The organism is Sphingobium sp. RC1, assembly GCF_059738765.1.
The window spans coordinates 714,218-727,698 of record NZ_AP027306.1; the positions used below are offsets into that span (position 1 = coordinate 714,218).

Consider the following 13,481-nt stretch of genomic DNA (forward strand, 5'->3'; position numbering starts at 1 on the left):
CGCGCTTGCGGATAGCAGCCGGTCACGCGTTCCGGTTCTCAGGTGCGTAAGAGGAAAGGCGCCCTAATCCCCACGCCGCCGCCGAGGAAAGCAAGGAAGGCCCCTCCCAAAATAGGAAAAATAGGAAACCGCCCAAAACTCGTTTAATTCGCCATTTCATTCAGGACTTTGACCGGCGGCACGATCGTCACCGTTTCAAACCGCTCCTTCCGCCGCACTCCGTTCAGCGGCGGCGGAACATTAACCTGCTCCGTCGGCACCCGCTGCCGCATGCATTCTCCCTTGTTCTCCCGCGCCGTTTGCGCGCAATTCCACAAGGCCCGCTGCAATCCCGTCGCGCTATTGTGAATATAGGCAAAGCTCATGCTTTCCATCTGATCCCCCGACAGCGGAAACCCGGCAGGAGCGCTCCCCGCTCGCCACGCCATGATCCGACACTCCGGCCGTCCCGCGCAGAAAGTCTGCGCCATCACCGGCCAGTTGTTGGGCGTCGTCCCCTTGCCAAGTTCCACCAGAAAGCTCCGCGCTCCCGGCGCGATCGCGATCAACCTTACGCCGCCCATTATCCGGCCCAGCGAGTCGGCGCCGATCGCCTCCTGCGGCTTGGCCGTCAAAGCCGCCAGACTGCTACCACCCGGCGCCAGAACGCTCGGCCCGTCACTGCTCCCGTCCTGATGCGCCATCGACAGTCGGGCGATCCGCGCAATTACCGGCTCCACACTATCCCGCGCCAACCGGAAAGCGGGCGGCGTTCCCCACCATCCCCGCCAGCGAAAGAAAAGGTGCGTTCCCACCGCTGTAATCTTGTCCAGGCTCCCGCTCCAATAGGGGACAACCCAATCCGTATGATAGTGGGTGGCATAGCCGACCGGCTTGAACACCTTGCCTGCCAGCGCGGCCTTCGCGATGTCCCGCGCTCTGATCCAGGCGTCCTCCCCCGGTGTCCGCGCCAGCGCGCCATCGCAGGTAAAAGTGAACTGACATCCGGTCGATCGCTCCTGCCCCTGAAACACGACGCCGCACACCGTTTTGGGGAAAGCGGGATGCCGAACCCGGTTCAGCACCACCTGCGCCACCGCGCGCTCGCCCACCGCGTCATCGCCCGCCTCGTAAAGCTGCGCGGCCGCCAGGCAGTCCGTGGCCCGCGCCAGATCGCTTTCCGAGCCAGTGAACACAAATGGCCGCGCTGCCGGATTGGGGAGCCGCGAGAAAGGCACGGCTCCGTTGAACGCCCGCGCCTGATCCCGATCCAGCGTGTAAAGTTCCACCGGCTGCACAACGGGTGCCGCTGTGGTCGGCCGCTTCATCAGCGCGCGCTGTACCAGTGCCGTCCGTGCCGCGTCGGCCGCAGGTGCCCGCGCATCCCACCGCGCCACCAGCGCAGGCAAACCGGCGAACAGCAGGAGCCAGATTAGCCACATCGCGCGATGTGGCTGGCTGCTGGTAGAAGCGTCGATCATTCCTGACCCTGCGCCATCCTATTCGGGCAGGAAGTCAGGCACCGACAGATAGCGTTCACCAGTGTCATAGTTGAAACCCAGAACGCGGCTGCCGGGTGGAAGCTCCTTCAGCTTTTGCGCGATCGCGGCCAGAGTCGCGCCGGACGAGATGCCCACGAGCATGCCTTCCTCCCGCGCCGCGCGGCGGGCATATTCCTTGGCATCGGCCGGATCGACCTGGATCACGCCGTCCAGCAACTGCGTATGCAGGTTCGCGGGGATGAAGCCAGCGCCGATACCCTGAATGGGGTGGGGACCCGGCTGTCCACCGCTGATGACTGGCGAAAGGGTAGGCTCAACCGCATAGACCTTCAGGTTGGGCCACAGCTTTTTGAGTACCTCGGCAACACCCGTGATGTGACCGCCTGTACCAACCCCGGTAATCAAAACGTCAAGCGGGTCGTCCGCGAAATCTGTCGCGATCTCCTGCGCCGTCGTGCGAACATGCACGTCGATATTTGCGGCATTTTCAAACTGTTGCGGCATCCAGGAATTGGGCGTTTGCTCGATCAACTCCAGCGCGCGTTCAATCGCGCCCTTCATGCCCTTCTCGCGAGGAGTCAGGTCAAAGGACGCGCCATAAGCCAGCATCAACCGGCGCCGCTCGACCGACATGCTTTCCGGCATGACGAGGATGAGCTTGTAACCCTTCACCGCCGCGACCATGGCCAGGCCAACGCCCGTATTGCCAGACGTCGGCTCGATGATCGTCCCGCCGGGTTTCAGATCGCCCGACCCCTCGGCGGCCTCGATCATCGCAAGCGCGATACGGTCCTTGATCGATCCGCCCGGGTTGGCGCGTTCCGATTTGATCCAGACTTCGGTGCCTTCAGGCGCGTCTGCAAACAGGCGGCTCACCTGAATATGCGGCGTGTTGCCGATGGTTTCGAGAATATTGGCAGCTTTCATTTGGCCTTCTCCTGGCTAATCTCGGCCTCCCTTAAGTCGGGTGGGTCAAAGGTACGTGCAAGGCGCAATTCGGGAAAGAGCCGCGCCCATAAAATTGTGATGACTATAGCGCCTATCCCGCCGCCAATCACGGCCGCAACGGGGCCAACCAGCGCAGCGAGGAAGCCTGACTCCGCCTCTCCCAATTCGTTCGACGCCGAAATGGTGAGTTGTGAAAGGCTGGACACTCGGCCCCGCATCGCATCGGGCGTGTGAAGCTGGATCAGCGACTGGCGCACGTAAACAGACACCATGTCCGCAGCGCCCAGCAGCACCAGCGCGCCGATGCCGATCTCCATCGCAATATTGCGGGGAATGAAGGCTGTGGCGCCGAAAAGGATCGTGGACAGGCCAAAGATCATGACCGCGCCTAGCATCTTCAACCCGACCTCTGATCGCATGGGTCGAAAGGAAAAGAAAAGCGCGACGATGGCCGCTCCGATAGCGGGAGAGGCGGCCAGATGCCCCAGTCCCGCCGATCCAACCTTCAATATGTCGCGTGCGTAGACGGGCAAAAGCGCAGTCGCTCCTGCCAGCAGCACCGCGAACAGGTCCAGAGTGATGGTGGCCAGCACGAGACGGTTCGATCGCACATAAGTCCAGCCGTCAAGCATCTGGCGAACCGGATGGCGACTTGTGTCCCGCGGCGGCTGTTTGACTGGGCCGATCAGCAACATGCCCCAAAGGGCAATCGCGAACAGCAGCGATGTAAGAGCATAAGCGCCCCAAGGCGTCATGGCGTAGACATAGCCACCCAATGCGGGGCCAATGATCATCCCTGCCTGCCATGCAACGCTGGACAGCGCGATCGCATTGGGCAGCACGTCGCGCGGCACCAGGTTGGGCGCCAATGCGCTGTAGGCAGGCCCATTGAACGCGCGCGTAATTCCCACCACGCCGGCGATGCCAAAAATCAGGGGTAGGCTCACCCAGCCTTCATAGGTTGCAAAAGCCAGCAATCCCGACGCTGCCATGAGCAGTGCCAAGGTCAAGCGCGCAATGGCGCGGCGGTCGAAATGGTCCGCGACCCAACCCGTAAGCGGTGTCAGAAAGAACAGAGGCACGAACTGCGCCAACCCGATCAGGCCTAGCTGAGCGGCGGCGCCGGAGGTACTCATGCTTTCGCGTGCGATATTGTATGCCTGCCACCCAAGCACGGTCATCATGCCATATTGGGCCAGTACACCCGCCAGCCGCCCCAGCAGGTAGGCGCGGAAATCGCCGAAGCGCAGTGGATGGCGGGAGTCGGCGGGGGCCTTCATATGATTTCCTTACCGCCTGCACCGCATTACGCAATTACAGCGGTAGAGAATGGCAAAAGCAGTTTTTGCAGCCGCGAAACTCTCGCTTGCGACCTCCGCGATATTTTAGCGGTCGGGATCCAGCAGGATGCCGCTCACCGACCCATTGCGAACCGAGCAGACAAAGGGAACAGACCGGCGCTCGTCGGCCGGGCCGACCTCTCCTTCGACCTCCCATCCGGTTGACATGGATCTCGCTTCCACGCGACCCAATATGCGCGCACCCGGACCTGCTTCCTGACGGGCCTTGGCCGCGCAGGCATTGCGCGCTGCGGCTGTGCTATGGATAGAGCCATATCGAGGAGAGGCATAAGGCTGCCGCTTCGCGTCACGTTCCTCCTGCCGGTCACGAACGACATCGCTGACAATTGCTGCATCGGCCGCACGGTGCAGATCGCGATAATCCTGCGCGTGGGCAGGCAAGGCAGTTGCCAGGCTGATGGCGCAAATAGCCATGCTTCCGATATGCATATTATGCCTCCTCTGCGGCTAGCCTTTATTTGAAAAGGCTACCCAATATGCCGCGCACAAGTTGTCCCGCCAAGCCGCCTGACGAGGAACGGCGGCTGGTTCCTCCAAATACGGCCCGACCGAGCTCATTGGCAACCTGCCGCCCGACCGAAGACGCGGCCGAACGGGAGGCTGACTGAACGGCTCGGTCGAGGGCTGAAGGCTTGGCCGCCTCGCGCGCGGCGGCCGCGTCGCGCCTTGCCTGCTCCTTGAGTTCTGCTTCCCGCTGTTTGGCCTCCAATTTTGCCTGCGCGGCGGCGGCCTTGTCTGCTTCGGCATTCGCCTTGGCAGCCTGCGAGGCAGCAGCGGCGGCTTGACCGCGGGCGGCTAATATCTCCTCGGCGGACTCGCGATCGATCGCGTCATCATATTTGCCCGCGCATGGGGAGATGGATTGAATGATCGCCCGCTCCTTTGCGTCTACCGGCCCCAAACGTGAACGGGGCGGAGCGATCAGGGTGCGCTGGACGATGCCTGGCGAGCCATCCTCCTGAAGCAGCGAGACCAGCGCTTCGCCGACTTTCAATTCCGTAATCGCACTTTCAACGTCCAGGTCCGGATTGACTCGGAATGTCTCGGCTGCGGCCTTTATGGCCTTTTGATCACGCGGGGTGAATGCGCGCAGTGCATGCTGAACGCGGTTGCCGAGTTGTCCTGCCACGTCTTCGGGAATGTCGATCGGGTTCTGGGTCACGAAATAGACGCCCACGCCCTTGGAACGGATCAGTCGGACGACCTGCTCGATCTTGTCCGTCAGGGCCTTGGGGGCGTCGTCAAAAAGCAAATGCGCTTCGTCAAAGAAGAAGACCAGTACAGGCTTTTCCGGGTCTCCGACCTCGGGAAGCGTCTCGAAAAGCTCACTCAGGAGCCAGAGCAGGAAGGTCGCGTAGAGCTTCGGGCTCTGCATCAGTTTGTCGGCGGCCAGAATGTTGACATAGCCGCGCCCTTGATCATCCACTTTCAGGAAGTCGTGAATGTCGAGCGCCGGTTCCCCAAAGAAATGGCCGCCGCCCTGGCTGTCCAGTTGCAGCAACTGGCGTTGGATGGTGCCGACGCTCGCCTTGGTCACATTGCCGTAGCGGCTGGACAGTTCGTCGGCATTTTCCGCACAATAGGCCAGCATGGCCTGGAGATCGCCGAGATCAAGCAGCAGTAGTCCTTCGTCATCGGCATATCTGAACGCGATGGAGAGTACGCCCTCCTGGGTTTCGTTCAGGCCCATGAGCCGGGCCAGCAATAGCGGTCCCATTTCGCTGACCGTAGTGCGGATCGGATGCCCTTGCTCGCCGTAAAGGTCCCAGAAGATCGCTGGATTGTCGGCATAGCTGTAATTTTCCAGGCCGATCTCCTTGGCGCGAGCGACCAGCTTGTCGGCGTTTTTCGCGGTCGGCGACCCGGCCATCGCGATGCCCGACAGATCACCTTTCACGTCGGCGAGAAAGACCGGGACACCCAGCGCGGAAAAGCTCTCGGCGATACCCTGCAGTGTTACCGTTTTGCCAGTTCCGGTAGCGCCTGCAATCAGTCCATGACGATTGGCGCGGCGCAGGTTGAGCGTCTGTGGAATGCCGCCATCCTTGTCCGCTGCGCCAAGACCGATGAAAATGCCGTCGCTCATGCGTCATGCTCCCAAAAGCGGCGGGCCGCGCCCGTCGGAAGTGCTGTCTTGCCATCTTAAGGGCGAGACAGGACCTCCGGCAAGCGCGACCCGCTATGATCCGTCCGATGCGCTGTTGCCGGGCTATTTGTCCCGCAGGCGCACAGGCAAGAATACGGCAGGCTGGCCGCGACGTAAAACCTGCAACAGGATGGCATTGCGTCCTTGCGACGACACTTGGCGTACGGCTGCGTCCAGCTCCGCCTGGCTAGCTACGGGCCGGTTGTTGGCGGTGATAATCACATCGCCTCGGCGCAGGCCCTTTGCTCCTGCGTCAGTCGAAGAATCCACCGCCGTGATCACGATTCCACGCGTATCCGCCGCAACGCCCAACTGGCGAACGATGTTGGGCGTGAGGGGGATGGCCGAAATGCCCAGCGACTGCTGCGTCGCCTGCCCGCCGCTGGATTGGTCATCCTGCTGTTGATTGAAGTCATCATCCTGCTGCTGGGCGAAGCTGTTGAGTTCATCCTCTGACGGACGCTGGCCGACAATGGCGGTTACGGTCTGACGTTGACCATTGCGCAGCAGAACGATCGGCACGCGTGAGCCGATCGGCTGCGATGCAACGATAGACGACAGGTTCTGGTCCGGCGTCACTTCCTGCCCGGCCACGCTGACGATGACGTCGCCCGCCTTGATACCAGCGCGGTCCGCGCCCTTGCCCGGTTCGACGCCCTGAACGAATTCGCCGCGATTTTTCGCAAGACCCAGGGAATCGGCGAGGTCTTCGCCCAGCGGACTGATCTGGATCCCTAGATAACCGCGCTTGACGCTCTGCCCTCTGCGCAAGGTATCGACGATCGGCGCCGCCTGTTCGGACGGAATCGCAAAGCCGATGCCAACGTTGCCGCCAGAGGGCGAAAGGATCTGGCTGTTGATACCGATCACATTGCCGCGCATGTCGAACATCGGGCCGCCGCTATTGCCCTGATTGATCGATGCGTCGGTCTGGATGAACTTGTCGTAGGTGCCGCCGGTGCCGCGATGGACGGCAGAGATGATCCCTGCGGTCACAGTGCCTGACAAGGCGAACGGGTTACCGATGGCGATGACCCAGTCACCGACGCGTGCCTTCGTGCTGTCGCCGAACTTGACGAAAGGCAGGGCTTTTTTCGGCTCTATCTTCAGCACCGCAATGTCCGTCGCCGGGTCACGGCCGATCAGCTTTGCCGGATATTCCTCGCGATTGGTGAGGGTAACCGTGATCGCATCCACCGACGCGCCTTCGGCGCCTGCGGACACCACGTGATTGTTGGTGACGATATAGCCATCGGCTGAGATGATGAAACCCGAACCGAGAGATTGGGCCTGGCGGGTCTGCGGCTTGCCGCTCTGGCCCTGGCCGAACAGATCGCCAAAGGGCGTGCCAGCGAACGGGTTTTGAACCTGGACGCGCTGTCGGGTGGAAATATTGACCACGGCAGGCTGCAACTTTTCGACCATGTCAGCCAGGCTGGCAGGGGCACCTGCTGGCGCGGCAGCCTGCATGCCCTCATTTTGCGCGACTTGCGCGCCGACATTCGGGCTGGAGGTTACGGCGATGGCGGTGCCACCAAGCAGCAGGGCGCCGGTAAGGGCATAAGCGTAACGCACTCGTGACGGTCCTCTCGTGAACTTTGGCGAAGGAAAGGCGGGACTCTGGGTAGAGTCGGATGCGCCGCCTAGCCTTAACCCTCATTGAATGAAGCTGGTTCCGAAATGATCTACAACCCTCTTCCGCATTTCACGGTTATCGATCCTTGCCTTGAAACTGTTTCAGGAACTCATTGTCGCGCGACAGCACCATCGTCGTCGAGCCCGGCCGATCGGGCGAAAAGGTCAGCCTGTAGGCCTGCATCGCCCGATAGAAATCGTAGAATTGCGGGTCCTTGCCAAAGCTTTCCGAATAAATGCGAGCCGCGTTCGCATCGGCTTCTGCGCGGATGATCTGCGCCTGCTTCGCGCCCTGAGCCCTGATCGTCAGCGCTTCCTGCTCACGGGCGGTGCGCATCCGGGTGAAAGCACTTTCCAGCGGCGCGCCGTCGGGCAGGTCTGCCCGCTTGATCCGTACATCGACGATCTGCGCCCCATATTGACGGGCTACGCGATTGAGACCGGCCTCAATATTGTCCATCACCTGACCGCGCTCGGGCGACAGTAATGCAGCGAAAGGACGTTTGCCAAGCTCATTCCGAAGCGCCGAACCCAGGATCGGCCGCAGGGCATCAGAAACGCGATCTTCATTCCCTGCCGCAATATACATGCGCAACGGATCGACGATCCGATAACGCGCGAAGGCATCGACCTGCAACCGGAGTTGATCCGTCGATAGCACTTGCTGTCTTTCCATTTCGACCGACAGGACGCGCTTGTCGATCCAGACGATCTGATCGATGAACGGCCAGCGCAATATGACGCCCGCACCGGTCTTGCCGAACTCTTCGTTGGCACGATAGCGGTTCACGATCTTCTTTGGATCGCCAAAGCGCACGATCACGCCCTGCTTGGTTTCGGGCACGATGGCAACGGTGCTGCCGATAAGCAGCAGCAGAGCTATGACGGATAGCGCCAAGGCTACGGGATGGCGAATAAGCGTCGGCATTATTGGCCCCCTTCCGCAGCGGCGGAGCCGGAAGAAGCGGACGCTCCCTGCGCGCGCCGCTTCAATTCCGGTAGCGGCAGGAACGGGGTGACATTGCCGCTTTCGACGATCGTCTTATCGACGTTGGACAGGACGCCCTCCATGGTTTCGTAATACATGCGGCGGCGCGTCACATCGGGCGACAGCTTATACTGCTCATACACCTTGTCGAATGCCGCAGCCTCGCCTTGAGCCTTGGCGGTAACCTGCTGCGCGGCAGCGCGCGCTTCGTTCAAATAGGTCTGGGCCGTTTGTTGCGCCGCAGAGACCGCCTTGAACGCGTCGTTGACCGCCGTCGGCGGATCGGCTTGCTTGATCGCGACGCCCTGCACACGGATACCGGACCTGTATCCGTCCAATATTGCCTGCATCCGCTGTTCGACCTGCTGCTCGATTTCAGTGCGGCCCGCACCTAACGCGTCGTCCAGGCTGGCGCTGGCGACAACCGATCGCATGGCGCTTTCCGCGACTTCCCTAACCGTTGAATCAGGGTCGGACAGCTGGAACAGATAAAGCTCAGGACTGCGGATATTCCAGCGAACCGAGTAAGCAAGGTCGATGATATTCTGGTCGCCGGTCAATACCAGATTTTCGCTCTGGGCGCTGGGCGAACCGATATCGATGGCCCGGATTTCCTCCACATCGACCGTAGTTACATTCTCGAAGGGCGCGGGCAGCGTCAAGCTGATCCCCGGCGACAAGGTCCGGCTATATTTACCGAGCAGCGTCACGACGCCGCGCTCCTGCGGGCCGACGCGGTGAAAGCAAGTGAGCACGAGCCACAACAAGATGAGGATGCCGACGGCAGCTGGCCAAAGCGCTTTTCCGGTGGGCCGCGGCGGCAAGTTGCCAAACCCGCCTCCACCGCCTGGGCCGAAGCTCTCCCGGCTGCGGCGCAGCAGCTCCTCAATCGCGGAAGGTCCTTTGCCGCCCGGCGTCTTCCCTGGTTGCGTCCAGGGATTCCGGGGGCCGCCATCGCCTCCCTTGCCCGAACCTTCATCGCCACCCGGGCCGTCGCTTTTGCCGCCCCAAGGGCCTTGGACCATTGCGCTAGCGATGCCAGGCATCCACCCGAAAAATCTCTTCATTCCGTCTCTATAGGAAGGCTGGGTCGCGAAAAACAGTGCCCTTCGCAACGATTATTGCCTAGGAGGCGCTGTCATGACCGATCTTGAGAGTTTCGCCGCCCGACTGAAGACTTTGACCGAGGGCCGCGCCAGCACGCCCCGGATCAAGGATGGAATCATGAGCCTGGCGCTCGATGTAGGCGGTCTTTCCCCCGAACGGCGGGATGCCGTCGCTGCGGCGATCAGGGAAGGAGGGCTGTCGGTGGCAGGTGTGCAGGATGTCCGGATCGCCATGACAGCCGAAAGAAAGGCTCTCCGCATCATTGCCGTTGCATCCGGCAAGGGCGGAGTGGGCAAATCCACCCTCTCGGCAAATCTTGCCGTTGGTCTCAAACGAATGGGTTTTGCGGTAGGTCTGGTGGACGCCGATATTTACGGACCATCGCAGGCCAGACTGATGGCCAGCGAAGATAAAAAGCCCCAAGCGCGCGACAAGCATCTGATCCCCGTCGAAAGCCCGTTAGGCATTCCGATGCTGTCGATGGCGCACCTGGTCGAACCCGGCAAGGCGCTGGCCTGGCGCGGGCCTATGGCGGGCAATGCGCTTTCGCAGCTGATCGATGCCGATTGGGGTGATACCGAGGTGCTGGTCGTGGACATGCCGCCGGGAACCGGAGACGTGCAACTTTCGATGGTGCAAAAGCATAAGCCTGCGGGAGCGGTGATCGTATCGACGCCTCAAGACCTGGCTTTGATCGATGCCACGCGCGCGGTCAGCCTTTTCGAGCAGACACAGGTGCCCTTGATCGGGCTGGTGGAGAATATGGCCGGGTATAGCTGTCCGCATTGCGGTGAGATATCCGATCCTTTCGGCGCGGGTGGGGCGGAAGCGGCTGGCTCAGCCATGGGCATGCCCTTCCTCGGGCGTATTCCTTTGGCGATAGACATTCGGCGCCGCTCGGATGTCGGCGACCCTCCAGCAGCGACGGATGATCCCTCTGGCGAGGCTTTCCTTGCAATCGCGAGCAAAGTGGCGGCGTGGTTGCGGGGCTAAAAGCGGTGTTGGGAACGGTTCATTGCATCCTGCGTCTTTAGGATGACCGAGAAGGAAACAAAGATATGCCGCTGACGCTGCCGCAGGACATTGCCGATCTTTTAAGGGAAGCGCGGACCATCGCTTTGGTTGGCATTTCTGATCGGCCCGGTCGTCCGAGCTATGGCGTCATGAAGTTCCTGCAGGACCATGGTTATCGCGTGTTGCCGGTCAATCCGCAGATTGCGGGAGAGCATGTGCATGGGGAGTTTGTCTGGGCGCGGCTTGCCGACATCGGCGTTCCAATCGACATGGTGGATATCTTCCGTCGCAGTGAAGCAGCGGGGGAGGCTGTGGACGATGCGATCGCCGCAGGGGCCAAGGCGGTTTGGATGCAGTTGGGGGTAATAAATGAGGCAGCCGCTCGGCGCGCGGAGGCTGCCGGATTGAAGGTCGTCATGGACCGATGCCCCGCCATCGACATTCCCCGTTTCAATATCCCGCAGGTCCACGCGCTTTAGCGCTTTCCAGCTGCCGCAAGCCTCTTTATCAACGTTCTCATGACGCGCGCACTGCGGAGGCAGGCAAATCATAACGGCACGGCAAGGGGGCTTGATCGGCGTACGCTTTTAGTAGGCGCTGGAGCCTCGGCTGGGCTGTTACTGGCTTGGGGTGCATGGCCGCGCAGCTACCGCCCAAATCTGAATACAGCGTCGGGCGAAACCGTCTTCAATGCCTTTTTGAAGATAGATAAGGCAGGCCGGATCCTCGTCGTCGTGCCGCAGGCCGAGACGGGGCAGGGCGTGACCACATTGCTGCCACAGATACTGGCCGATGAAATGGGTGCGGACTGGCGCACCGTGGGTGTGCAAAGCGCGCCCATCAGTCCGCTCTATGCAAACACGTTGCTGGCCAGCGAGTGGCTTGCGAGCGACTGGTCGAGGCTCGCGGGTGACGTCGGCAATTGGACGATCGAGCAATATGCGACGCGGAGTGCTTTGATGCTGACTGGCGCTGGGACGTCCGTGCCGATGTTCCACAGAGCCTATAAGGAAGCGGGTGCCGCCGCGCGCGTGCTCTTGTGTAAGGCCGCTGCGGCGCGCTGGGATGTGTCATGGGAAAGTTGTGACATTCAGAACGGCATCATTTCTGATGGCGGCCAGCGCACATTGACGATCGGTGAGGTGGCGGCGGAAGCTGCGGAATTCGAGCTGCCCGAGATATTGCCGTTCCGCCAAGATCAGGTTGACCGGCTCTTCGGACAGGATTTGCCGCGCCTCGACACGCCTTCGAAGATTGATGGCAGCCATAACTTCGCTGCTGATGTCCGGCTGCCGGACATGGTTTTCGCTTCCATCCGGCAAGGGCCGATCGGCGATGCCGTGCTCACAAGGGTGAACGAGCAGGCTGCGAAGTCCGTCACCGGCTTTATCAAACTGGTGCGCACCGAACGGTGGGTGGCCGCTGTCGCAACCAACTGGTGGGCCGCCAACAAGGCGCTTGATCTTAGCGATCCGGTTTTTGAATTGTCGAGCACGCCAATCAGCAGCGCCAGCATTGATGCTTCGCTTGAAGAAGCCTTTTCGGGTTCGGATGGCCGGCGGCTTTATTCGCGCGGCGATCTCAAGCCGCTTTTCGACAACGCCACCATCATGGCCAGCGAGTTTACCGTTGCCCCGGGGCTGCATCTGGCGCTGGAGCCTCCTTGCGCAACCGCGCGTGTGACCGACGGCCTCGCCGAGATATGGATGCCCGCGCAAGCACCTGCACTCGCGCGTAGCGCGATAGCGGATGCTCTCAATCTGCCTGATCAGCAGGTGGTGCTATACCCCCTGCATGCCGGGGGCTCTTTTGGCCGGAAGATGGATTTTGAGGTTGGCGTGCAGGCTGCGTCGATAGCGAAAGACGTTGGGCGGCCCGTCCAACTGCTCTGGTCAAGGCTGGAAGATGTAATCCAGGATTGTCCTAGTGCTCCTGCCCATGCCCGTATGGCGGCAAAGCTCGGTCGCAACGGTGCTATTGAAGGATGGCTTGCGAAAGTGGCGGCTCCTTGCGCCATGACCCAGACGTGGAAACGGATTGCTGATCGCAAATTACCGCATGAAGCGAGCCGTGATACTGCCAACGCATCAAGCCGTCTCGCTGTGGCGGGGATGGAACTGCCATATGCGTTGCCGAATTGGGCGGTCGATCATTTCCCGGCCGATGTTGGACTGCCGCTAGGCTTTGCGCGCGGCAATGCTCATCTTCATGGCGCCTTCTTTACGGAAAGCTTCATTGATGAACTGGCTCATCTTGCCGGTATGGAGGCGCTCTCTTTCCGCATTCAGATGCTTGGTGGCAACCCGCGACTGGCTCACTGTCTGACGACCGTCGGATCGATGGGGGGATGGCAAGGAGGTATCGAAGGTAGCGGTCAAGGTCTGGCGGCGCATGTCATAGATGGCGCTTATGTCGCCGTCATGGTCGAGGCAGCGATCGAGGGTGGTCGGCTCAAGGTTGGGCGGATCATCGCTGCGGTAGATGGCGGGGAGCAGGTCAATCCGGACATCGCACGTCAGCAAGTGGAAAGTGGCATAATTTATGGCCTGGCTTCCGCAATGGGTGCTTCGGTGCCTTACGCGAAGGGAATGCCCACGCGCTCGATCATCTCCCGCATGGGCCTTCCTCTGTTGCAGGATATAGGTGAGGTCACGGTGGAACTGATCCGTAGCACCGCACCCCCGGCCGGGCTCAGCGAGATTGGGGCGCCTGCGATTGCTCCGGCCATAGCGAACGCTCTTTTTACAGTTACAGGGCAGCGATTCCGCCAGCTGCCGATCTTGGCGCGGACATGACATTGA

The 13,481-nt window shown here is 61.2% G+C and carries 11 protein-coding genes; 3 read left to right on the forward strand and 8 right to left on the reverse strand.

Going from position 1 to position 13,481, the window contains the following annotated elements; genetic code table 11:
• Nucleotides 1–143 precede the first annotated feature (143 nt).
• From AC6JBC_RS03605 to hflK, 8 genes are all read right to left on the reverse strand, one after another.
• Entirely contained in the window at nucleotides 144–1,460 is a 1,317-nt protein-coding gene (locus AC6JBC_RS03605) for a cell wall hydrolase (RefSeq protein WP_498025431.1), read from the reverse strand.
• An 18-nt stretch (nucleotides 1,461–1,478) separates the two neighbouring features.
• Nucleotides 1,479–2,408 carry a cysteine synthase A gene (gene cysK / locus AC6JBC_RS03610; RefSeq protein WP_498025432.1) on the reverse strand — a complete coding sequence of 310 codons (930 nt, stop codon included), beginning with the start codon at nucleotides 2,406–2,408 and terminating at the stop codon, nucleotides 1,479–1,481.
• Entirely contained in the window at nucleotides 2,405–3,709 is a 1,305-nt protein-coding gene (locus tag AC6JBC_RS03615; RefSeq protein WP_498025433.1) for an MFS transporter, read from the reverse strand. Before AC6JBC_RS03615 ends, cysK begins: the two co-directional genes overlap by 4 nt.
• Before the next feature lie 105 nt (nucleotides 3,710–3,814).
• The gene (locus AC6JBC_RS03620; RefSeq protein WP_498025434.1) at nucleotides 3,815–4,219 is read right to left on the reverse strand and encodes a hypothetical protein; all 405 of its coding nucleotides are present in this window, start codon (nucleotides 4,217–4,219) and stop codon (nucleotides 3,815–3,817) included.
• Between the two features lie 25 nt (nucleotides 4,220–4,244).
• Nucleotides 4,245–5,876: a helicase HerA-like domain-containing protein gene (locus tag AC6JBC_RS03625; RefSeq protein WP_498025436.1), complete on the reverse strand. Its 1,632-nt coding sequence runs from the start codon at nucleotides 5,874–5,876 to the stop codon at nucleotides 4,245–4,247.
• Nucleotides 5,877–5,999: 123 nt separating this feature from the next.
• On the reverse strand, nucleotides 6,000–7,511 hold the full coding sequence (locus AC6JBC_RS03630; RefSeq protein WP_464787354.1) for a Do family serine endopeptidase: 1,512 nt from the start codon (nucleotides 7,509–7,511) through the stop codon (nucleotides 6,000–6,002).
• 136 nt (nucleotides 7,512–7,647) lie between these two features.
• The gene (hflC, locus tag AC6JBC_RS03635) at nucleotides 7,648–8,499 is read right to left on the reverse strand and encodes a protease modulator HflC (protein ID WP_498025438.1); all 852 of its coding nucleotides are present in this window, start codon (nucleotides 8,497–8,499) and stop codon (nucleotides 7,648–7,650) included.
• Nucleotides 8,499–9,626 (reverse strand): FtsH protease activity modulator HflK, encoded by a 1,128-nt coding sequence (hflK, locus tag AC6JBC_RS03640; RefSeq protein ID WP_498025439.1) that lies wholly within the window; start codon nucleotides 9,624–9,626, stop codon nucleotides 8,499–8,501. Before hflK ends, hflC begins: the two co-directional genes overlap by 1 nt.
• Nucleotides 9,627–9,699: 73 nt before the next feature.
• Here hflK and AC6JBC_RS03645 point away from each other — a divergent pair, with 73 nt between their 5' ends.
• From AC6JBC_RS03645 to AC6JBC_RS03655, 3 genes are all read left to right on the forward strand, one after another.
• Nucleotides 9,700–10,659 (forward strand): Mrp/NBP35 family ATP-binding protein, encoded by a 960-nt coding sequence (locus AC6JBC_RS03645; RefSeq protein ID WP_498025440.1) that lies wholly within the window; start codon nucleotides 9,700–9,702, stop codon nucleotides 10,657–10,659.
• Nucleotides 10,660–10,724: 65 nt separating this feature from the next.
• Nucleotides 10,725–11,159, forward strand: a complete 435-nt coding sequence (locus AC6JBC_RS03650) for a CoA-binding protein (protein WP_498025442.1) — start codon at nucleotides 10,725–10,727, stop codon at nucleotides 11,157–11,159.
• A gap of 39 nt (nucleotides 11,160–11,198) precedes the next feature.
• Nucleotides 11,199–13,475 (forward strand): molybdopterin cofactor-binding domain-containing protein, encoded by a 2,277-nt coding sequence (locus AC6JBC_RS03655; RefSeq protein ID WP_498025444.1) that lies wholly within the window; start codon nucleotides 11,199–11,201, stop codon nucleotides 13,473–13,475.
• The last annotated feature ends 6 nt before the right edge of the window (nucleotides 13,476–13,481 follow it).

Bases quoted from the DNA above. Each gene is read 5' to 3' on its own strand.
- AC6JBC_RS03605 (WP_498025431.1), bottom strand. From the start codon at position 1,460: ATGATCGACGCTTCTACCAGCAGCCAGCCACATCGCGCGATGTGGCTA.
- cysK (WP_498025432.1), bottom strand. From the start codon at position 2,408: ATGAAAGCTGCCAATATTCTCGAAACCATCGGCAACACGCCGCATATT.
- AC6JBC_RS03615 (WP_498025433.1), bottom strand. From the start codon at position 3,709: ATGAAGGCCCCCGCCGACTCCCGCCATCCACTGCGCTTCGGCGATTTC.
- AC6JBC_RS03620 (WP_498025434.1), bottom strand. From the start codon at position 4,219: ATGCATATCGGAAGCATGGCTATTTGCGCCATCAGCCTGGCAACTGCC.
- AC6JBC_RS03625 (WP_498025436.1), bottom strand. From the start codon at position 5,876: ATGAGCGACGGCATTTTCATCGGTCTTGGCGCAGCGGACAAGGATGGC.
- hflC (WP_498025438.1), bottom strand. From the start codon at position 8,499: ATGCCGACGCTTATTCGCCATCCCGTAGCCTTGGCGCTATCCGTCATA.
- hflK (WP_498025439.1), bottom strand. From the start codon at position 9,626: ATGAAGAGATTTTTCGGGTGGATGCCTGGCATCGCTAGCGCAATGGTC.
- AC6JBC_RS03645 (WP_498025440.1), top strand. From the start codon at position 9,700: ATGACCGATCTTGAGAGTTTCGCCGCCCGACTGAAGACTTTGACCGAG.
- AC6JBC_RS03650 (WP_498025442.1), top strand. From the start codon at position 10,725: ATGCCGCTGACGCTGCCGCAGGACATTGCCGATCTTTTAAGGGAAGCG.
- AC6JBC_RS03655 (WP_498025444.1), top strand. From the start codon at position 11,199: ATGACGCGCGCACTGCGGAGGCAGGCAAATCATAACGGCACGGCAAGG.